This window comes from Cryobacterium sinapicolor (assembly GCF_004403465.1).
GTDB lineage: Bacteria > Actinomycetota > Actinomycetes > Actinomycetales > Microbacteriaceae > Cryobacterium > Cryobacterium sinapicolor.
Window position 1 is genome coordinate 12,572 of the sequence record NZ_SOGQ01000033.1, and the last position, 20,042, is coordinate 32,613.

General features: G+C 62.5%; 18 protein-coding genes. 8 read left to right on the forward strand and 10 right to left on the reverse strand.

Going from position 1 to position 20,042, the window contains the following annotated elements:
- Positions 1-4: 4 nt before the first annotated feature.
- The gene (locus tag E3T28_RS07120; protein ID WP_134429293.1) at positions 5-373 is read left to right on the forward strand and encodes a hypothetical protein; all 369 of its coding nucleotides are present in this window, start codon (positions 5-7) and stop codon (positions 371-373) included.
- Between the two features lie 272 nt (positions 374-645).
- Here E3T28_RS07120 and E3T28_RS07125 read toward each other — a convergent pair whose 3' ends face one another.
- The 5 genes from E3T28_RS07125 to E3T28_RS07145 form a co-directional block, all read right to left on the reverse strand.
- Positions 646-1,482 (reverse strand): hypothetical protein, encoded by an 837-nt coding sequence (locus E3T28_RS07125; protein WP_134429295.1) that lies wholly within the window; start codon positions 1,480-1,482, stop codon positions 646-648.
- Between the two features lie 9 nt (positions 1,483-1,491).
- A complete protein-coding gene (locus E3T28_RS07130; protein WP_134429297.1) occupies positions 1,492-1,764 on the reverse strand; it encodes a PDDEXK family nuclease in 273 nt (90 codons plus the stop codon).
- Positions 1,761-2,417 (reverse strand): hypothetical protein, encoded by a 657-nt coding sequence (locus tag E3T28_RS07135; protein ID WP_134429299.1) that lies wholly within the window; start codon positions 2,415-2,417, stop codon positions 1,761-1,763. The genes E3T28_RS07130 and E3T28_RS07135 overlap by 4 nt, the downstream gene beginning before the upstream one ends.
- Before the next feature lie 407 nt (positions 2,418-2,824).
- Positions 2,825-3,382 carry a hypothetical protein gene (locus E3T28_RS07140; RefSeq protein WP_134429301.1) on the reverse strand — a complete coding sequence of 186 codons (558 nt, stop codon included), beginning with the start codon at positions 3,380-3,382 and terminating at the stop codon, positions 2,825-2,827.
- 302 nt (positions 3,383-3,684) lie between these two features.
- The gene (locus tag E3T28_RS07145; RefSeq protein WP_134429303.1) at positions 3,685-4,992 is read right to left on the reverse strand and encodes a Fic family protein; all 1,308 of its coding nucleotides are present in this window, start codon (positions 4,990-4,992) and stop codon (positions 3,685-3,687) included.
- Between the two features lie 1,878 nt (positions 4,993-6,870).
- Between E3T28_RS07145 and E3T28_RS07150 the strand changes: the two genes are divergently transcribed.
- The 3 genes from E3T28_RS07150 (at position 6,871) to E3T28_RS07160 (ending at position 9,574) form a co-directional block, all read left to right on the forward strand.
- Positions 6,871-7,113: a helix-turn-helix transcriptional regulator gene (locus tag E3T28_RS07150; RefSeq protein ID WP_134429305.1), complete on the forward strand. Its 243-nt coding sequence runs from the start codon at positions 6,871-6,873 to the stop codon at positions 7,111-7,113.
- Positions 7,114-7,792: 679 nt separating this feature from the next.
- Positions 7,793-8,548 carry a site-specific integrase gene (locus E3T28_RS07155; protein ID WP_134429307.1) on the forward strand — a complete coding sequence of 252 codons (756 nt, stop codon included), beginning with the start codon at positions 7,793-7,795 and terminating at the stop codon, positions 8,546-8,548.
- A gap of 744 nt (positions 8,549-9,292) precedes the next feature.
- Entirely contained in the window at positions 9,293-9,574 is a 282-nt protein-coding gene (locus E3T28_RS07160) for a hypothetical protein (RefSeq protein ID WP_134429309.1), read from the forward strand.
- A gap of 110 nt (positions 9,575-9,684) precedes the next feature.
- Here the strand turns inward: E3T28_RS07160 and E3T28_RS07165 are convergent, their stop codons facing one another.
- Positions 9,685-10,104 (reverse strand): hypothetical protein, encoded by a 420-nt coding sequence (locus E3T28_RS07165; protein ID WP_134429311.1) that lies wholly within the window; start codon positions 10,102-10,104, stop codon positions 9,685-9,687.
- 646 nt (positions 10,105-10,750) lie between these two features.
- On the opposite strand from E3T28_RS07165, the gene fucO reads away from it, so the two are divergent.
- Positions 10,751-11,890: a lactaldehyde reductase gene (gene fucO, locus E3T28_RS07170; RefSeq protein ID WP_241979214.1), complete on the forward strand. Its 1,140-nt coding sequence runs from the start codon at positions 10,751-10,753 to the stop codon at positions 11,888-11,890.
- A 79-nt stretch (positions 11,891-11,969) separates the two neighbouring features.
- Here fucO and E3T28_RS07175 read toward each other — a convergent pair whose 3' ends face one another.
- The 3 genes from E3T28_RS07175 to E3T28_RS07185 all read right to left on the reverse strand — a co-directional run bounded on the left by E3T28_RS07175 (position 11,970) and on the right by E3T28_RS07185 (position 15,530).
- A complete protein-coding gene (locus E3T28_RS07175) occupies positions 11,970-13,430 on the reverse strand; it encodes a rhamnulokinase (RefSeq protein WP_134429315.1) in 1,461 nt (486 codons plus the stop codon).
- Between the two features lie 192 nt (positions 13,431-13,622).
- Positions 13,623-14,789 (reverse strand): L-rhamnose isomerase, encoded by a 1,167-nt coding sequence (gene rhaI / locus E3T28_RS07180; RefSeq protein ID WP_134429317.1) that lies wholly within the window; start codon positions 14,787-14,789, stop codon positions 13,623-13,625.
- A 99-nt stretch (positions 14,790-14,888) separates the two neighbouring features.
- Positions 14,889-15,530, reverse strand: coding sequence for a class II aldolase/adducin family protein (locus E3T28_RS07185; protein WP_134429319.1), 642 nt, complete (start codon positions 15,528-15,530; stop codon positions 14,889-14,891).
- 377 nt (positions 15,531-15,907) lie between these two features.
- On the opposite strand from E3T28_RS07185, the gene E3T28_RS07190 reads away from it, so the two are divergent.
- Positions 15,908-17,161: an MFS transporter gene (locus E3T28_RS07190; RefSeq protein WP_241979215.1), complete on the forward strand. Its 1,254-nt coding sequence runs from the start codon at positions 15,908-15,910 to the stop codon at positions 17,159-17,161.
- A gap of 115 nt (positions 17,162-17,276) precedes the next feature.
- Here the strand turns inward: E3T28_RS07190 and E3T28_RS07195 are convergent, their stop codons facing one another.
- Entirely contained in the window at positions 17,277-18,278 is a 1,002-nt protein-coding gene (locus E3T28_RS07195) for a LacI family DNA-binding transcriptional regulator (protein ID WP_198417167.1), read from the reverse strand.
- 278 nt (positions 18,279-18,556) lie between these two features.
- Between E3T28_RS07195 and E3T28_RS07200 the strand changes: the two genes are divergently transcribed.
- Together E3T28_RS07200 and E3T28_RS17735 are read left to right on the forward strand one after the other, a co-directional pair.
- Positions 18,557-18,934: an L-rhamnose mutarotase gene (locus tag E3T28_RS07200; protein WP_134429323.1), complete on the forward strand. Its 378-nt coding sequence runs from the start codon at positions 18,557-18,559 to the stop codon at positions 18,932-18,934.
- 36 nt (positions 18,935-18,970) lie between these two features.
- On the forward strand, positions 18,971-19,192 hold the full coding sequence (locus tag E3T28_RS17735; protein WP_420898261.1) for a 2-oxo acid dehydrogenase subunit E2: 222 nt from the start codon (positions 18,971-18,973) through the stop codon (positions 19,190-19,192).
- Positions 19,193-20,042 lie beyond the last annotated feature (850 nt).

Consider the following 20,042-nt stretch of genomic DNA (forward strand, 5'->3'; position numbering starts at 1 on the left):
TGACATGTTCCTAACTGCTGACGAACTTGCGGTCGAGCAAAGCGCTCATTCTGTCGGCAGCGTCACTGTCATGCAGCCATCCGGCCACCTCGAACTCTCCGACGCGGAGCGTTGGGGCCCACCCGTGGGCGGCAGGAAGAAGGTCCGCAAGGGCGTCTCGGAACGCCCGCTGGATGTGTCGGCCACCCACCTCAGGGAAGAGTGGCGGGCACGGTTTCGCGAAGTTTCCGCCCTTCGGCTTCATCCCCGATATGGATCGTTCGATCCACGCTTCGTGGTCGAACGCGACAGTTATGTGGGCAGGGTAAAGATTGAACGTTTTGGCACGGTGCGGCGAGAAATGTTGATCCTCATCGACTTCGACGATCCGTGACGCTCCGTCACGCCCGGTCAGAATCGCGTCCACGCGGCGGCTTTCGACTGGACGCATCACATCCGGGAGAACAAGCCCGGTCAAGTCTTCATAGATGGCTTGGATGCTCGACCATAGGGGGCCCGCTTCCAATCGTCCCGGGCGCAGCAGCCATGGGGGGACAGTTTCACGCGTTACTGTCGCTCGCGACACTTGGCCGATCAGATCGACAACTCGGTTCTGCACGTCCAGCTTTGCCACTCGTCCAACCCGTTCTCCTATACGTCCCGGATCTACTGTAGGGGCGCAGCCGACCAGCGATCGCTTGCCCGCCCCACGATCCCGCTCTTGAGATACCCATGAACGTGTTGATCCTTTTCAGGACGCTTCCACCCCGGCACCAATTCTGTTAGGGGCTCTGGAGCGTCCATCAAATCTTCGGGACGACGTCGAGTGTTGTTCCACTCACCGGTGGCAGTCGCAGCCGCCGCCAGGCGCTGCCCGAAGACCTCAGGCTTGAGCATCGGCAGACGCAGACCTTCGGCGGCTTGAGCTCGAACCCAGTGCTGATAGAGCTCGTGAAGGAAGCTAAACGGCACGAAATCCCAGGTGAAGCGCCAGGCGTAGGTTAGCCAGAAAAGAAGAATGTACTGGTCGCTACCACCCATGCCAGCCACAGGACGATACGTCGTGGCAGCAGACGACGGTCGTCGAAGCAACTCGAGAGCGGGGCGGAACTCCTCAAGGCTGGAGTCGACTCGGTCGAGCAGGGCATGTAATCGAGCGAGTTCCCCGGCTGACGCTAGGCGCGTGGACCCTGGCTCCCCGGACTCCTTCGTCGCGAGAAACGCTTCCGCGTCTTGATCGGCTCGGGGGTACGGGCTGAACTCGATCGCGCCGAGGTCTGGATAGTAACGGTAGCTGACGAGGTTGATCGGGAAACCGCCACGCTGCAACAGCCGGACAGTTGACTCGGTGTTGGGGTCGACGGTCTCCGCGACGATTGTGATGAGGTGGGACTGGTTTAGCACCGCTGGCAGGTGGCAGACGAACTCTTCGAAGAAGACTTCTGCTAAGTCGACACCCGGCCGATAGCGAGCGAAGCTTGCCAAAATCTGGTCAGTGCTCAATTCCTGCACCTAGGCGAGATATTCGAGCGTCTGAGCAATAGTTTCGCGTGGCGTCTCACCACGCTTGAACTCGAGCAACCTGGTTCTCGCGGCTGCATTGATCGCGAGCGTATCCACGCGCCCGAACATCTGCCGCTCGATGATAAGGAATGGCTCTCCCAGACACGAGGGATCGGACTCGACCAAATCTTCCAGGTGCGTTTCAAGCCGTAACGTGGAGGGCTCCACGGGAACGAGCTTGTTCCCATCAACAATGCGCCGCATCAGTGGGTCGATGTTCACCAGCAGTCATCCCACTCGACGATCGATGTCACCGTGTCGATGTCGCCGCCGTTGCGGAGCCATTCGACAGGCGTCTGGCGCCCCTCGGCGATGAGGCTTGATTGGGGTGTCGCCATGAATCCGGCGATGCTGTGCCAGTCCCACCGTGGGGCGACGGCTGCGATGAGGGCCGGGAGTCCCGGCATGAGGTGCCCGGGTGCCGCCGCATTGAACTGCCAGTCAGGAAAGCGAAGCCGGCCCGTAATCTCTATCGCGTACAGGCGTCCCTCCGAGACAGCTGTCCGCACGGCTACTTCGTCCCAGCCCAGGAATCCCGCGACGTCCTCGAGCGAGATCGTGGCACAAAGGTGTGAAAACCAGGCCTCGGCAGCACCGAGCTGCAGCGACCCCCTGTCAACCTTGCTCGCCGTCGAGGCGAGCCCGCCGGCGCTGAGAGCTCCCGATTCGATCAGGAAGCGTTCCTGCAGCGAAGTCAGCCTGTGCTTCGCTACGGGTCGCATTGTGAGCATGAACTCGGTCAGCGAACGGACTATGTAGTCCGGGTCGCCTTCCAGGTGGGTGATAGCTTCCCCGAGGCGCTGCAGGGCAGCATCTGATATCTGCTGGCCGACTCGTTCGTCGGAACTATCGGAGGCGGGTGACAAACCGTTCATACGAGGAACGTTAGAGGAAGATCGTCAGCGTCGCTGTTCGCCTGGAGCTGGACTTCTTGAGGGTATTTCTGCGCTTCCTTGCTGCGCATTCTGCTCGGACACCAACATGAACGACGACGAATCGGGCACCCCAGGGACCCCTGAAAAGCCTTCATTAGGCCCATCCGACTTGCTTCGGTTCACGGCGAATTCACGGGCTGGGTGTGTGGGAGGAACCCATACGCCTGTAACGAGCGCAGAATCGCGAAGCGGCCACCTGCGACGTCGCATTATTCGTTGTCGACGGTCCAGCCCAGAACTGCCCGGTCGAAGTGCAACACGCTCGCCGCCCGATCCGCCGAGGCACAGAAAAACCCCCGACGATGTCCCGTCGGGGGTTTTTCATTCCGAGGCTGAGCCCTGTGTGGCTAGGCGTCGAGTACGCCCGCCTCACGCAGCTCGGTCATGCGGTCCCAGGCCCACTCATAGCCGTCACCACGGAGGGTGCCGGTGTTCGCTTCCCAGCCGGAGCCGCCGACGAGGGATTCGAGGCCGGTCAGGGTACCGGCCATTGCCTGAAGGCGCGCCTCCCAGACCTTTCCGCTGAAGTCCGTCCCTGCGACGCTCGCAACGCGCACGATCGCCTGGTGACGAGTCTGGAACCGGATGATGGGCGCCCAGCCGGCCAGCGTGAGGTCGCCGTGGTACGGGTCGACCAGCGGATCCGGACGGCCTGCCTCGGAGACGCAGCCCAGGTAGTCAGCGGACCACTTGGCGTACGCCAGGGCACGCTTGCCGACGACGCCGGTGGTGGCGTCGCTCTTGCCGTAATAGATGATCCCGCCGCGCGGCTCGACGAGCGTGTACACGAACGGGCCCACCTCCGAGAGGTCGGCGACGTCGTGGAACGAAAGTTCCGGCACGAGCGTGGCGAGGGCCCCGAATTCCAGAAGATCGACCGAAAACGGGATGGTGAACTTGTTCATATTGCGTCCTAACGTTGTGATTCCGAGCAACCCGCGAGGGCAGCTGGTAACCATGGATATTGTTGGCGACGAAGGACGTCCGGAATCAAGATCCCGGAGCGACCGTGCGTCGTCGAGAACGCTAACACGGGAACAGAGCTCGTCGTTCAAAGATGGGGAATTGGCCAAAGATTCGCCTTTTGCCCATAAAACTCGTGCGGCGCTGCGCTCTCAGCACGAGAAGCGATGGGGCAGAAGAAGAGCGAGAGCCAGCGCAGACTCATCCGGCCGGCCGGGGCTGTGCTGCCGCGCCATCGCGTCGGTCACGCCTTATTGCGGAGAGCGCCCACCTGGCCGGCGGCCGGAGCGGCCGGTCCGAGACGAGGCTTCTCGTGCTCGGTGTCGCCCGCGCCCACGCGGTTGCTGCGCTCGGTCAGGCTGACCAGGGCGAGATACTGATCTGCCGTCCAGCAGACGAGCCGGCCCTTCTGGTCCTTGTTGCGGCCCAGGATGCCCGCTTCCGCGAGCTGGACCAGGGCGCGCTGCGCTGCTTGAGTGGACACCTTGTGCCGACGCGACACACCTTCGATCGTGAGTACCGGGTCGGTGGCCAGCGTGGCCAGGATCTTCAGCGCGACTGCATCGCTGCGCGGGACAACCGGCGACAGCTCGTGCTGCCGCCGGTACCGGATCAGATCCTTGAGCACGCGCTCGTCCAGCGTTGCGATGTCGACCGCGAGCCGCACTGCGTTGCCCGCCGCAAGCTCGGCCGCGTGGGCGAAGCCGATCACCCAGTCGTCGAGGCGAGACGGGATCTCGCGGAATGCGCTGAGTCCCTGGATGTACGCGTCCTTGTCGCCCGCAAACACGGTGCTGATCGGGATCAGCGTGTTCCGCAGCGCGTCTGCGCGCCGCAGGACAGTGTGAATCAGGGCCCGGCCAGTCCGGCCGTTGCCGTCGACGAAAGGATGGATCGTCTCGAACTGGGCATGCGCGATCGCTGCGCGCACGACGGGGTTGCCCTCTGTTGCCGTGATGAAGCCGGCCAGGTCAGCGACCAGACGCTGCACCTCGGTCTCGGGCGGCGGCACGAAGTCCGCCCGGAGGGGGCTCCAGCCGGGTCCGCCGACCCAGTTCTGCTCCGTGCGCACCCCAAGGTCCAGCCGAGGCTCGATGATGTGCTGCAACGCCTCGATGTCGCGGGCCGTCACCTGATGATCGCGATCAGCGAGTTCACTGATCGCTTCTTCGGTGGCGCGCACGTTCGCCACGACGTCGAGGGCCACGCGCGTGCTCGCGCCGCCTGGGCTCCCTGGTCTGCCGTCCAGCAGCTCAGCGATGGCGAGCTTCTTCGGGCTGATCGAGTTGCCCTCGATCCAGGACGACGAGATGCTCTCGGAGCGGATCAGCAGGTGGTTCAGGTAGCCCCCGCGCTGACCGATGCGCTCGTCCGCACGCGCAAGCACAGCCAGAGCATCCTCCGCGGCCTGCTGCGCTTCTTGGCCGAGGTGTGGCAGCTGGGTGCCGAGCTCATTGGGAACGTAGGCCCGGTAGCGCCCGGGGGCGCGGTCTTTCCGGCCGAGGTGCGCAGCGTCCTCGGGGTTCCAGATCAGGTCGACGTAGTGAGGCATGGGCTGTCCTAACGTCGACGGATGAGGTGATATATCCACTTTAGTAGGTCTAAAGGTGATCTGACCCTCTGACATTACTGCTTATGCCATGTGCACAGGGAGCACAGTAGGGCTGAGTCCAGTCCGCTGGTGAACCAGCTGCCTGGCCGCAGCGCCGGCGGGAGCCGATTGGGTCAAAACCGTCCCCGGGGCTACGCCATTACAGCATGCAAGGGGCCCTGCCCGTGGCTCAGTTGGTAGCACGGATTGGCGGAGTGACAGCGCCTCCGCGGCGGATCTGGGATGTGCTCTGAAGAGGGGATGTGGCGGGCTCTGAAGCGGGTGTTGATGTGGTCTTGAAGCACGGCTCTGATACTCGGGGCAATGAGCAGTGGCCATGCGCGCGCCGCAGATGAAGCTAGACCAGGCAACGGCTCTGAAGCTGATCTGCAACGGGGCCTGCGGCCAACCAGGCGACGGCATTCGTGTCGACTGAAGTCTCCAATCGGCTCGAGACGAACCAGGCTGCACGGCGCCGCTACGCGGCTGTCGCGGGTCCCGTATCGCTCTCCTGCGTCGACCGAAGCGGAGTGTCCGAGACGCTCTTCGAGACGACTCTGACACGGCTGAAGTCGCTGTGAGGGGGCGCACGGCTGCGCCGAGCACCGCGCCGGTGGTGAGGCAAAGGTAGCCGCGTGCCCGCGGCCACGACAGGGTGAGAGAGCATTGTGACCAAGGGTGAAACGCGCTCTGCGTCGCTGCGCTCCATGGCTGTCAACACGGTGCCAAGGCACCTCAAAAGCCGTTGACAACCAAACCCCGCCTTTCCAACGGAATTGGATGCCACTGTTAACAACCCCCAAGGCTGTTGACTGCGTCAACGGGGTTGTGAACAGATGAGCTGAATCATCCATTTACGCTGATACACCAGCAATTATGACCTCGATTCTCCGCTGGAGCTCCGAATACGAGGGAGAAAGGAAAAGGGCATAAGGCCAATTGGCACCACGCGTCGTTTTCATTCCGCTTCGCTGCATGAAAATCTTGCTGTGGTGGTCGGCGTAGCCGACGATCGCTGCGCCCTCCGCTGCGCTCCGGTCTTGCCCACCTCGCTGCGCTCGCCGGGGCCTTACTGCGTCGCTGCGCTCCTTGCCCTCCCAACCGCCCTGCTGGGCGGTTGTCGGGTGCCTTGCTACCGCCACCGATCCTCCGCTCCGCTCCCTCTCGGGCGCCGTCAGGATTCACCGGTTGCATGCGGTGTGGCTGCTTCTAGGCGAACGAATACTGACTGCGCACAGTCATCCCGCAGCGCCCGCGGTTCACACCATCGCCGAATGGCCGGCAGATCCAAAGGGTAGCCATGGCTCTTGGACGGGCTGGAGTCGGCGAGTAGTCGCCTGGCGAGAATGGCGCTCACCGCGACGGTGCGCCTCTGGGAACTACAAGCTGATGCCCGGCGGCCACACCGTTCACGACGGCCAAACGGTCTGCTTTTTGCTATGTAGCCGAGTTCGTTGAGCGCCTCGCCGAACTCGATTCGGCCAAGCACATGCGCTCAATGAATGGCCTCGAGAGCTGCTGGGGCTGGTAAGCGACGACAAGCTCCGACGGCGTATCGCCGCCGTGCGGCGCTGAACCGGCGCAGCATACGTCACGAAAACGCCAAAAATTGCTTGGAGCGCTTGGTTGGAAGGTGTTACTAGCGTCACACGTAGTTTGCATTCGTGGGTCAAGTTAGCGTGGCGGGCCGCTCCGGGGCAGTGTGCTACGGTCTGAACATCCTCATATGACAACAAGAGGTTAGGGTCTCTCGACCCGGCAGGTGAATACGCCAAGCTCCGGTTAACATCGGACGGCTAGTCAGGTTCCTTGAAGCGCTCCAGCCTTCGAGGAATCCATATGCCCCCCAGAGTCACTGTTCCCAACACTCCGCCGGTAGGCGCAGCCACACCCCCATGTACGCTCACCAGCGTTCCGGCGGGCGAATACCTCGGCGTGGCGCGAAAGACGCTGTCCAATTGGCGCGCCCGCGGCGAGGGTCCGCGGTACGCCCGGCTGGGCAAGTCCGGTTCCAGGATCGTCTACCGCGTTGCTGACCTTGAGGGGTTTGTCGCCGAACGCATGATCGGTGGCATCCGGTGACCGGGTCTATGCCGCTGCGCTCTTCATGCAACAGGGCTGGCGGACCTGCGGCCCGTAAAAATGCTTCCTTCCCGCTGGCCTTCTGCCCGAGCGGGTGCTCAACGGTTGTGATTCGCAACTGCGCCGTCGCTGCTCGTTGCGGAATGCTCGCAGACGCTGCAGCCGGGTTCGTGTTCTGACCATGAGTGCACAACGCGCAGCCACGACCCGCCTCGACCCGGGGCAGCACTCGATCGACCGAACGACGCCCCGCAAGCGTGGAGACTTGTGGCTTCTCGATTGGTCCCTCCGTCTCCAGGACGGTCGACTAGTGAACAGGCGATCTCAGGGTGCCACCAGAGGGGAAGTTAGGCAGCGCGCAAAGGTCACCGCCGACGAGCTGCTTGCCTCTGGCGGAGGCTCTTGGAAGACCACTTCGCCGCTCCTTGAATACTTGGAGCAGGTATCGAGGCCGGCAATTGAAAGCGCGCCCCTTCGGCCAAACAGCCGCGCTAGATACCGCACGGTCCTAGGGCAACTCGCAGGAGACTGCAAAGAACACTCGCACGTTGATTCGCTCAAGGGCCACTCGATTAGCTCCGGTACACGGTTCCGCGCGCTGGAGGCCTGTCTTCAGGAAATCGCGAAGCTGCACGGAGCCGAGAGCGCCAAACAAGCACGCACAGTCCTGTCAAAATACGTGCTCCAGCAGCTGAACCGTGATGAGCTGATACACGGCAATCCACTGCTGGGCATGTCAATCGACCTAAAGACGAACGCCAAGCCTGTCACCGTTGAGCGGGGTGGAAAGGCGCTCACCAGGACGCAGTACTACTCGGTGTTGGACTTCCTTTTGGACCTTGATCCGGCCGATGGGCAGTCCAAGCCGCGCCGGGGTCGTTGGTCGTTGGACGACAGAATCGCCAAGCGCCGCAACGCTATCGACCTCACCCTCCTCCAAGCAACGACGGGTCTACGGGTGTCCGAAGCCAACGCGATTACTTTCAGCCGGCACATGGAGACCGAGGATGACGGCACGCTCCATGTGATCGTCACTGAAGACATTTCTAAGACCCATCGAGAACGCCGCGTGCCCGTCCTAGACGACCGGGTCGCCCAGCGGCTATTAACTCGCCAGAACGCCGCTACGGGACACCCGGCGTACGTCATCGGCTCGCCATCAGATGGAACGACCATTTGGGACCGTCGCAACTGCACTGCGGAGATCGCGAAGCTCTATGTCGAACTGGCCCAAGAGCTCCACATCAAGCTGTTGGACACTAGCCGAACGCACGTGTGGAGGGCAACATTGAACTCCCTATTGCTCACCCAAGTACCTGAGGTGATCAGGGCGGCCTTCTTCGGGCACGATGCGGCGGTGAACCGTGCGTCGTACACGGACCTCACGGACACGTCGAGCATGGTCGCCGCAGCGCGCCGGCTCCGCGCCGTTTAGCTCGCCATACTCCGCTCAAGACTCCGCTCTAGGTGCGGGACCTCACGGGACTTGCCGGGCCGCTCCGGGCCACTCCGGGCGACGACAGGCTCCCAAATGAGCTGGAAGACGAGCGTTAAGACCAATTCCGGCCAGCCCTCGCGATTAAGGCGCGTCATAATCGTGGTGTCGCGGGTTCAATTCCCGCTCCCGCTACACATAAAGGCCCTTTGACCAGCAATTCTAACGGTCTCAGGGCCTTTCCTTTTGCCCGGATGCTGTCCGACTCCGCTCTAGATTTTTGTTTCGGGGAAAACTCCGTTGAGTATACGTGCGGACGCGTCTCGTACGCATCGGTGAAAGACGGCCAGAGTCTCAACGAGTGCCGTCCGACGCGTGTGAGCGGTAGCTCCTTACGAACTGGCCAAATGCGACTCAGGCGGCTTTCCCGCTCGGGCGGGGCGCAGTCCACCCTGGACGGGGAGTGCCACAGGCCGCTGGCTCAGGGTCGGCTGGTGAACTCGGCGCTCACAGGAGAGCAACCTGACAGCATGGTTGCGATCATTCGTATGGTCACAGTCGAGTGCCGTCGTTCTTGTTCCAATCTGGAGGCCACTCTTCGCGCGCAGCGTTCACCCACTCCGGCGACTTGCCTGGCCACCCTGCCGGAACTGTGTCCCCTTGAACGCAGTACTGGCTTCGGTGCTCCCCGCCGCCCGTCCCCGGCACAGCTCCCCCAGGAGTGCGGCGCCAGGCGCCCCATACTTGTCCTCGCTCGGCGGTCTCGACCACGAACCCGTGATCGGCGGGCAAGCCGTGACGATCAGCGTCGACGATGAGATCGGTGAGGTGATCCCAGTAGCGGTCCTGTCGACGCTCATACTGTCCGTTCTGGCACGTCCATATCCAGTCAAGTCTTTTCTTGGTGACATCGAATTCGCCCCGGTCAATATGGAGGCCGTCTTCATCCGTTCCGGGTTGACCACGATTGCGCTGAATCGAGGCGAGTCGCTCTGTTTCCTCGCCAGTGCGTCGCTTAATGTCTAGGCGGAAAACACGCATCCGTCGCAAGCCCTCTCGGAACCCGTTGCCGTCGGCGACCCCGTTGTACCTGCCATTGAACTGTGAGAGGAGGCTAAGTCTGAGTCGCGTGCCGATCATGAACGCGAGCACACGTCGGAAAGTGAGTGGCTTCCGGATCGCTTGGAATCGTGAAAGAACCTTTTCGGCGACTGCATAGAAAGCGAAAGTGTGGAAAGGAGTCTGTGCGCCAGTTCCCCGCCCGATTTGAACGAGAACGATCGGACAACCATCGGCAACACAACGGCGCCTGTGAGAATGATCGCGTCCTTGAGAAGGTTCCATTCCCAGAGGCCAACGCGCCAGGCACCCGCGGTTGAGGCCGCCGATGCGGCAACCACAAGCAGATAGACGCTAACCAATTTCGGCGCGAACGCAGCTCGAAGCGCGCCGATGATCGACGGAGCAAAGTGCTGTCGGAATTTAGGGACAACAACGAGCGTGAGCGCCACTGCGCCCATGAGTAAGAGCGACGCAATCTCGCGTGTTGTGAGCATCGCCCCGTCCGTTCAGCCATTGGCAGTGCCGTGCTCGCCATATAGTGCGCAGTCTGCACGGATCGACAGAGGGAGTGCGGTGCACGCACATAACGGGTCCGGGGTCGTTGTGACTGTGACTCGAGCACGCTGACCCGCAAGGTGTTGGTCAGGCAAAACCCGTTCGTCGTCCTAGTGAGATCCCTGATGGCATGCCACGAACACAGATGGCACGCGGTAATACATGTGCGGCCCGACCGTCGTCCGTGTCGGGGCCGGCTGGCAAGATCGGCCCATGCCCGTCCTCATCCACATGCCCTGTCGGCCGAACCGAGGTGCGCCTGCTTGTCGGCGGCAACGTTGCGAAGCACGGCGAAGTGCCATGTGCGTTCACGAAAATGCCGAGCGCCGGGCCTCCGGCCAGGACAGACTCTCGGCCCAAGGCCGCGCCGATGTGGCGAGCCATAGATCCGAGATTGGACGGCGCAATAGTCAGTGGACGGGGAATTTGAGCTACAACTCACTGGTTGGTCCGGTGGGGTTTTAGCTCGTCCAACCTGTCCGTCTGTCTGAGCCGTTGCTAATTCTTTTCGAGTCGAAGAGTATGCTTTCACTATTGAAACGATTCAATAAAATCTAGAGGGTGGTTACGACCATGAGTAATCGAATGATCTGGAATCAGACGGCGCACTTCGGAGCGGGTGCCATAGCGGAGATACCCGGTGAACTCGCTTCCCGGGGATTCGCCAAGGCGTTTGTGGTGTCGGACAAGGTTCTGGTCGACACTGGCGTGACCGGACGGGTGACGCGGCTGCTTGACGACATGGGCTTCCCCTTCGAGGTGTATTCCGATGTCACTCCGAACCCGCCGATCGAGGCGGTTCTGCGCGGACTGGCCGCGTTCGAGGCGTCCGGTGCCGACGTGCTCATCGGGATCGGCGGCGGCTCGCCGCAAGATACCTGCAAGGCGATCGGAATCATCTCGACCAACCCCGAGTTCGCCGATGTGCGCAGCCTTGAGGGCGTTGCCGCGACGAAGAATCCGTCCGTACCGATCATCGCGGTGCCGACGACCGCCGGCACCGCCTCAGAGACAACGATCAACTACGTGATCACCGACGTCGAGCGCCAGCGCAAGTTCGTCTGCGTCGACCCGCACGCGATTCCCGTTGTTGCTGTCGTCGACTCCGAGATGATGTCCTCTGCTCCCCGATCGCTCAAGGTTGCCACCGGGCTCGACGCCCTCACGCATGCGATCGAGGGTTACACCACGAAGGGTGCTTGGGAGCTCTCCGACCTGTTCCACCTCAAGGCAATTGCCACCATCGCCGAGTCCCTGCTTGGCGCGGCCAACGGCGACCCCGTGGCCACCGAGCGGATGGCCCTCGCCCAGTACATTGCGGGCATGGGCTACTCGAACGTGGGCCTCGGCCTCGTGCACGGGATGGCCCACCCGCTCGGCGCGTTCTACAACGCCCCGCACGGGGTTGCCAACGGCATCCTGCTGGCGCCGGTGATGGCGTTCAACGCGGATGCTACCGGCGAGCGTTTCCGGGACATCGCGGTGGCCTTGCGGGTGGAGGGTGCCGCCGACTTGTCGATCGCCGACGCCCGCATGGCTGCCGTCGCGGCGGTGTCCGCGTTTACCCGTGACCTCGGCAACCCCACCACGCTGCGCGAGATCGGGGCGAAGGAGGAGGACCTTCCGGCCCTCGCCCAGGCAGCCTTTGACGACGTATGCACGGGCGGCAACCCGCGCGAGGTCACGGTGGAGCAGATCCTCGCGCTGTACTGGTCGGTCTACTAGACACTCGGGCATCGAAGAAGCGTCCGGCGCGAGTTCGCCGGACGCTTCTTCGTCGTTGCCGTGTGGATGGCGGTCGGCACTACCGGCTGACCAGCGTGCAGGCCGGAAGGTATCGCTCCGGGCTGAAGCTGCGGGCGACGAGGCCGCGCAGCTCCTCGAGGGACCCGGTGACGAGCCCCTGCGCGCGGGCCTGGATCAGCACGTTGCCGATTGCAGTGGCCTCCACGGGCCCGGCGAGCACGGGCAGCCCGGTACGGTTGGCCGTAAGCTGGCAGAGCAGACGGTTCTGCGATCCGCCGCCGACCATGTGCACGATCCCGACCGTGCGGCCGGAGAGCAGGCTTGCTTGTTCGACGCCGCGGGCGAAGGCATCCGCGAGGCTCTCCAGGATGCTGCGCACGAGCTCGGCGTTCGACCGCGGCGCCGGGAGGTCATTCTCTACGCAGTGCGCACGGATGCGGGTCGGCATGTCTCCGGGGGCCAGGAACTGCTGGTCGTCGGCGTCGAACACGGCCACGGGCGTAGTCACCGCCTCGGCCCGGCGGAGCAGGTCCGAGAGCACGATCGTTTGCCCCTCGTGTTCCCAGGTGCGGATGGACTCGCTGAGCAGCCAGAGCCCCATCACATTGTGCAGATAGCGCACACGGCCGTCGACGCCGCCCTCGTTGGTAAAGTTCTGCGCGCGGCCGGCTGTGCTGAGCACGGGGGAGTCGAGCTCGACGCCGACGAGCCCCCACGTGCCGCACGAGATATAGGCGAAGTCCTCCCTGGCAGCAGGCACGGCGACGACGGCGGATGCGGTGTCGTGCGAGCCAACAGCCGTAACCGCGATCGGGCTGTGGGATTTGATCTCGGCGGAGACGTCGGGCAGCAACGACCCAATCCAGGTGCCCGCGTCGACGAGAGGCGGGAACATGCGGCGGTCGAAGCCGAGCCGTTCGATCAGCGGGGTGTCCCAGTCGCCGGTGTGCACATTCAGCAGGCCCGTTGTCGACGCGTTCGTGCGTTCGGCGGCCGCGGTGCCGGTCAGCCAGTAGTTGAAGAGGTCGGGTACCAGCAGGAACTGGTCGGCCAGGTCGAGGGCACCGGTGGTGAGATCGGCGGTGAGCTGATAAAGGGAATTGAACGGCAGGAATTGTAGCCCGTTCGCGGCATAGAGTTCCGACGGCCCGGCGACCGCGTGGGCGATCTCGACGGCCGGCAGGTTGCGGTCGTCCCGGTAGTGGTAGGGGAGCTGCTGCATCCGTCCCTGCCGCAGTAGGGCGTAGTCGACGGCCCATGAATCCACGCCGATGCTGGTGAGGCCGGGCTCTTCGGCGGCCGCGGTCGTGAGTCCGGCCAGCACGCAGCGGTAAAGTTCGACGATATTCCAGTGCAGCGCGCGCCGGCCGCCCTCATTCAGGCGGATGGGCCCATTGGGGAACCGCGCCACCGGTCGCAGGCGCAGCTCGTTCTGCCCGATATAGCCCAGCATCACCCGACCGCTGGTCGCGCCTAGGTCGACGGCCGCGACCACGGCGGCATCCGTCAGTTTCGTCATTTTCGTACTTTCTCAATCGTGGGTGGGCCGCCCAACGCAGCTTCGGCGCCACGACCGCATGGCCTGGCGCCGAAACCGCTCAACTGGCGGGTGCTGTCAAAGGGAGTGTTGTGCTTTTCCCTTTCCGTTGAGAGTGCCCGGCAAAGCGGGCAATCTCAACGGCGCGGGAGCAAGCGCGGGGGCTAAGTGGAGCTAGGCGCCCCAGCCAGCCTGGGTGCCCCCGACCCGGTCGGCCGAGATCTTCTCCTGGTAACCGGATGCCGCGTAGGCCTTCATCGGGTCTCCGGCGAGCCCACGGGACTCGCGCCACGCGGCCAAGTCGGGGCGAACATCGGCGTAGAAGGCGTCCATCATGATTGCGTTGGCGCCGAGGACGTCGCTGTTCATCTGGGCGGTGGCGAGGGCTTCATTGTCGACGAGCAGGGCGCGCGCCGTCATCTCCTGCACATTGAGCACGGAACGGATCTGGCCGGGTATCTTCTCTTCAACGTTGTGGCACTGGTCGAGCATGAACGCCACCGTGGAGTCGGGGCCGTAGCCGCCACCGCGGATCACTTCGTAGAGGATGCGGAACAGCTGGAAAGGGTCGGCCGCCCCGACGATGAGGTCATCGTCGGCGTAGAAGCGTGAGTTGAAATCGAAGGAGCCGAGCTTTCCGAGGCGCAGCAGCTGAGCGACGATGAACTCGATATTGGTGCCGGGGGCGTGGTGGCCGGTATCGAGGCAGACCATCGCCCGGTCGCCGAGGGCGGAGACCTGGGAGTAGGAGGTTCCCCAGTCGGGAACATCAGTGTGGTAGAAGGCCGGCTCAAAGAACTTGTACTCGAGGACGAGACGCTGGTTTGCGCCCACGCGGTCGTAGATTTTCGCGAGGGAGTCCGCGAGGCGGTCCTGCCGGCCGCGGATGTCGCCCTGGCCGGGATAATTCGTGCCGTCTGCCAACCACACTTTCAGGTCACGGGAACCGGTCTGGTCCATTACGTCAATGCACTCGAAGTGATGATCGATCGCCCGCTGGCGCACCTTCGGGTCGATGTGGGTGAGGCTGCCGAACTTGTACACGTCGTCCTGGAACGTATTGGAGTTGACTGTGCCCAGTTTCACGCCATGGTCTTCGGCGAACGCGCCGAGTGCGTCGTAGTCCTCGACCTTGTCCCACGGGATGTGCAAGGCGACGCTGGGGGACAGGGCGGTGTATTGGTTCACCTGAGCGGCATCCGCGATCTTTTCCTGCGGCGTGCGCGGGGTGCCAGGGGTGCCAAACACCTTGAACCGGGTGCCCGAATTGCCGAAAGCCCAGGAGGGGAGCTCGATGGCCTGGCTTTCCAGGAGGAGGAGAGTTTCTGCGTTTACCGTCATGGGGTCACTTCTCTGTGGATACTGCTGGGATACTGCTGGGTTGCTGATGGGTCGTGCGGGGTTTGCGGAGGCCCCGACGCGGGACCGCCCGGCGACTGACTACGGAAGGCGAGCGCCTTCGGGGATGACGATGTTCTCGAGCTGCAGGATGTTCGGGGTTCCGAGGGAAAGTGCGCCATAGAGGACCTGGGCGTTCGCCTCGACCGCGACGGCCACCTTGAAGGCGCCGGCAGCATCATCGCCGACGGAGATCATGCCGTGGTTGCCCCAGACGACCGCGTTCGTGTCGTCGCCCATCAGAGCTGCGCTCAGTTCGCCGAAGTCCGTGTTGGTGGAGAACTCGAATGGCATGATCCGCACGGCACCCTTGGCATAGAGCACCATGTTCAGAAGCACAGGGTCGATGGTCTTGCCGACGGCGCCGAACATGTTTGCGTACGGCGATTCGGTGTGCACGATCGCGTTGATATCGGGGCGGCGACGGTAGTGCGCAAGGTGCACATCCGTTTCGGTGGAAGGGAAGAGGTCGCCCTCGATGACGACCCCGTCATAGCCGACGACGACCATCTGGTCGATGGTCAGCACGTCATAGCGGATGCCGGACGGCGTGATCACAATTGCCTCATGTTCCGGCAACCGAATGGAGATATTGCCCTGGGTGTTGAAGTTCAGCCCGGTGCGGACCGACTCGCGGCACCAGTAGAGAATTTCTTCGCGAAGCTCGTTGCTTGCCCTGCTCATGGAGTCCTTGTCCTCTCGGACCGGAGAAGGGGGGGGTAACCCATCGCTTCCGCGGCCTCAACTTGAATATTGAATCGTTTCAACACTCCTGAGTGTATTGCCCGATTCCGACACTCGTCAACTCGAGTCGGAAGCTCGCGCATATGTCGACTTGAGGATCGTGGTTAGCGAGGCTTACGATCGTGCCGTAGTCTGCTAGTGCATCCATTGAATCGATTCAATTTATGGTCCGGATGCGGCGCTACCGGCGCCATCGCATCGCGTCCTCGTTGGTGAGGCACGAGCCTCTGCATCAATGACGACAGCAAAGGAGGACCCCTGTGGTCCGAATGGGAAACAAGAGCACAACTGGAATGAAAGCCACAATCTCCGTGGCCATGTCCAATTACATCGAGGCGGGTTCGATCATCGCGATCGCCACGAGTCTGTCCTTGTGGCAGAAGGAATTCGGGATTGACGACTTCGCGGTTGGGCTTCTCGCGGCGCTTAGCGCCAACGCCTTCGGGGCCGCCGCGGGAGCGTTAATTGGTGGCCCACTCTGTGACAAGTACGGTCGCAAGTTCATCTACACGTATGACTTGATCCTGTACATGATCGGCGTGGCGATAGCGGTGTTCGCAGGAAGCTATTGGATGCTACTGATTGCCTTCATCATCACCGGCATCGCCGTCGGAGCCGGCGTTCCGGCGTCGTGGACCTATCTCTCCGAACAGGCTCCGGCCGGAGAGCGGGCCAAACACGTAGGCGCGGCCCAATTGGCCTGGTCGTGTGGGCCGTTGATCGGCTTTCTCCTTGCTGTGCTCGTCGAACCTCTCGGGCTGTTCGGCAGCCGACTCATCTTCGCGCAACTGTTCATTGTCGCCTTCGTCACTTGGTATATGCGGCAGGGACTTCCAGAAACGGCCATTTGGAAGGAGTCGAATGCCAACGCCACCTCGACCAACGTGTTCCACGGGGTCAAAGAGCTGTTCAGTAAGAAGGCGAACATCACCGCAATCTTTTTCCTCATCGGCGTCTATTCGTTCTGGAACATCGTGGCAGGTCAGGCCGGCATCTTCATGCCCCGCGTCTACGCGGCGGCGGGGGTGGAGAGCGCCACAGAGCAATATCTTTTGCAGGCGCTCGTCTGGGGCCTCACCGTGGCGACAACCTACTTCGGTTTCATGCGTCTAGCCGACAAGTACAATCGTCGGAACCTCTACATCCTCGGTTCCGTTCTCGGGATCGCGGCGTGGGCCGTGTTGGTCTTCGCTGAACCGACGATGCCCGCGCTGCTCTCCTTCGCAGTGCTCTGGGGTGTTGCCGCCGGGATTGGCGCCCAGGCCTTCTACGGCCTGTGGGCCAGCGAACTGTTCGCTACGCCGTACCGCGCGAGTGCCCAGGGCATCTTGTTTTTTGTCGCCCGGATCATGGTCGGCCTGCTCAGCATGGTGTTCCCAATCCTGCTTACCTCGATTGGGCTGTCGTGGCTTGGGCTCATTCTGATCGGATTCTTAATGGTATCTCTGGTGGTTGGTGCCGCGTGGGCGCCGCGCACGCAGGGCAAGACGCTCCAGCAGATCGAAGCCGAGCGTTACCCGGAAGACGCCGAAATTGCGGTCGAACCGATCGCAATGAACATGCATTTCTAGCCGACAATAGGTGAGCGAGCCCGTCGGGTACCGAAAGGTTTTCGACGGGCTCGTCGCATTCTGCCGAAGGGTGACTGGGGTGCACTAACGATGGCGCGGGCAGCTGGTTCAGGGGTCAGCCCCCGGTGGACTCCCGCACCACGAGCTCGGGCTGGAACTCGATCTGTTCGTGCTCGAAGGCCTCCCCGTCCGCCGCTTCGCGCAAAAGCAGGTCAACCGCCGTGTACCCCATCAGTGCGCTCGGCTGGCGGATCGACGACAGCGGCACCACGGCCGCAGAGGCGAACGCGATGTCGTCGTAGCCGATCAAGGCCACGTCTCTGGGAACCTGTACATCGCCGAGCATGCTGAAGGCCTGCAGCACTCCAATGGCGAGCAAATCGTTCGCAGCGAACACGGCGTCCGGCCGATCAGCAGGATTCCTTGCACGCAATTGTTCGCCGACAGCTCGCCCCTGCAGGACTGACAGGGAATCCGTGTCTATGGACTCAAGAGTCGCTCCAGTATGTTCCGCAATCGCTTTGCGCGCGCCTGCGAGCCGGTCGGCGACCTGGCGGAGGGCGTGCGGGCCGCCTACGAATGCGATGCGGGTGCGCCCAGTCGACGTCAGGTGACTCACGGCAAGGTATCCACCAGCAACATCGTCGACGGCCACGGACGAAAAGTTTTGATCGTCTGTTTGACGGTCGACAAGAACGGTGGGAGTTCCGCTGGCTCGCAGGCCGGCCAGCCGCCCCCCTACGTCTCCGAGCGGAGAAATGAGCACGCCGAGCACACGTTGTTCCTCAAATAGGTCCAAGTAGGCACTTTCGCGGTCAATATTCTCGTCGCTGTTGCCAAGGAGCACGGCTAGGCCCTGTTCGGCGGCCCGCTCCTCGGCGCCGCGCGCGACGTCCGAAAAAAACGGATTGGCCACGTCGAGCACGACGAGGCCTATGCTTCGGCTGCGGCCTGCCCGCAGTTGCCGAGCGGCGTCATTTCGCACGAAGCCAAGTTTCGTGATGGCAGCCTGCACGCGTTTGACGGTTCCGGCCGACACTTTGCCTGGGCTGTTCAGGACATTTGAGACCGTACCCACTGAGACGCCCGCGCTGGCGGCCACGTCGCGAACACCGATCACTGCCACTGTCACACTCTTTCGCGGGGATTTATAGCGCTACTGCACCATCAAGAGCTTAAAACATTCACTGGAGTGCACCGGAAACTGGCGCAGCCGGGAGTTTTGGGACCGGACACCAGCACGGCCGGGAATTTTCCGACCATTGTCCAACCATTCAACCCCCGTCGCCGATTTGTCTTCGACAACCTGCGGCTTGCAGCGTAAGGGCGCAAAGTGGATAATTGAATCGATTCATATTTTGAACATAAAAGCAAACATAAAAGCAAGGACCCTCAATGTCGAGCACGAGCGCTCACGCCCAGCACCGCGTGTGTTTCCAACTCCAGGTGAAGCCAGAATTGATCCCCGAGTATCGCCGCCGCCACGCTGCGGTCTGGCCCGACATGCTTCGTGCACTGAAGTCCACTGGATGGAACAGATACTCGATCTTTCTGCGCCCGGATGGGCTACTGATTGGCTACTTCGAAACCGAGAGCTTGGCGGCTTCTCAGTCCGGAATGGCGGCGATCGAGGTCAACGCCCGCTGGCAGGCCGAAATGGGCGCCTTCTTCGTCGCACTCGACGGCGCGCCAGACACCGGTTTCGTGCAGCTGGAGGAAGTTTTTAATCTGGCTGCCCAACTTGATTGCCTCGCAGCAAGTTCCGTAGCCTGAAAAACGGGAATCACAGTGTGATCGATCAGCGGCGGAATCGCGGACCTCGCCGACTTAGCCCGGCGTGACCGGCTGCAACGGCGTGTGCTCGAGGTCGGCAGCCTCGCCGTATCGAACCTTGGCATGCTCGGAGTCGACGAGTTCTCCGCCAGCCTGAATCCGCCTCAGTTCGGAACTCAGGAATTATCCGCGGGGTTTCCGATTTCGTGGGGATCTCTTGCCGTGAACACTCGAGGAGCACTCTGGCAATGGGCTTGATCTCGCGGAAACACTGAGCCCTTCGCATTCGGACTCGACGCGTGCCTGTCTATTCACCGATTATTGCGTCGAGACGGGCCTGAGCGGGCAGAGGTACCAGGAAAGAATCAGGCCACTTATTACACGGAGCTCCAAGTCACGCCGAAGTTTGACGTAGTTTTGCGCTGTTGGTCCAACAGGTCGAATCGGGTCGAACATAACGTGGTGTCGCGGTTTCGATTCCCGCTCCCGCTACACGTAAAGGCCCTTTGATCGAGAGTCATGCCGGTCACGGGGCCTTTTTTCTGCCTGCCACCACCCGGCTCTGATTTAAACGCCGGGCTCCGCGGAGGAACGTCCGTGCACCGGGAGCAGGGGCGGTCCAGTACGAACCTGGTGAAGTGCGTTCCTTCTGGATTCCTGAAATGACCCCGACGCAGATGCGTTCTTTCACCCACGCTCCCGCACGCCCCGACAACTGGACGCGCTTGGGTACGTCGTCTTTGCCCACGTGTTGGACGAATCCATTGCGACGTCCAAGACTGAGGCATCGAATGAAGAAACCGATGGACAGTGCGGTGGGTGGCTGGCAGCGCAGGTAGGCCAACGCGGTGACTGCGGCATGGCCGCCCATCGGAGCAGCCACGGCGCAGCCCATACGAAGATGCTTCCCCGCGTCGCCGTGCACGCTAACGGAGTCGCCGGCTCCGATGATGTTGGGATACGCCTGGTGCTGAAGGGTTTCCGTGACCAGCAGCCTCCCTGAGTATTCGATCGTCTGAGCCCCACCCGATCGTGCGCTTGAGCCCCACCGATCGTGCGCAGGAGCACCAGTGGTGGTGTGGCTCAGCACCACCGGTGCTCTCTGTCA

Excerpts from the sequence above, each read along its gene's own strand:
- E3T28_RS07120 (WP_134429293.1), top strand. The coding sequence starts at position 5 with ATGTTCCTAACTGCTGACGAACTTGCGGTCGAGCAAAGCGCTCATTCT.
- E3T28_RS07135 (WP_134429299.1), bottom strand. The coding sequence starts at position 2,417 with ATGAACGGTTTGTCACCCGCCTCCGATAGTTCCGACGAACGAGTCGGC.
- E3T28_RS07140 (WP_134429301.1), bottom strand. The coding sequence starts at position 3,382 with ATGAACAAGTTCACCATCCCGTTTTCGGTCGATCTTCTGGAATTCGGG.
- E3T28_RS07145 (WP_134429303.1), bottom strand. The coding sequence starts at position 4,992 with ATGCCTCACTACGTCGACCTGATCTGGAACCCCGAGGACGCTGCGCAC.
- E3T28_RS07150 (WP_134429305.1), top strand. The coding sequence starts at position 6,871 with ATGCCCCCCAGAGTCACTGTTCCCAACACTCCGCCGGTAGGCGCAGCC.
- E3T28_RS07165 (WP_134429311.1), bottom strand. The coding sequence starts at position 10,104 with ATGCTCACAACACGCGAGATTGCGTCGCTCTTACTCATGGGCGCAGTG.
- fucO (WP_241979214.1), top strand. The coding sequence starts at position 10,751 with ATGATCTGGAATCAGACGGCGCACTTCGGAGCGGGTGCCATAGCGGAG.
- E3T28_RS07175 (WP_134429315.1), bottom strand. The coding sequence starts at position 13,430 with ATGACGAAACTGACGGATGCCGCCGTGGTCGCGGCCGTCGACCTAGGC.
- rhaI (WP_134429317.1), bottom strand. The coding sequence starts at position 14,789 with ATGACGGTAAACGCAGAAACTCTCCTCCTCCTGGAAAGCCAGGCCATC.
- E3T28_RS07185 (WP_134429319.1), bottom strand. The coding sequence starts at position 15,530 with ATGAGCAGGGCAAGCAACGAGCTTCGCGAAGAAATTCTCTACTGGTGC.
- E3T28_RS07190 (WP_241979215.1), top strand. The coding sequence starts at position 15,908 with ATGTCCAATTACATCGAGGCGGGTTCGATCATCGCGATCGCCACGAGT.
- E3T28_RS07200 (WP_134429323.1), top strand. The coding sequence starts at position 18,557 with ATGTCGAGCACGAGCGCTCACGCCCAGCACCGCGTGTGTTTCCAACTC.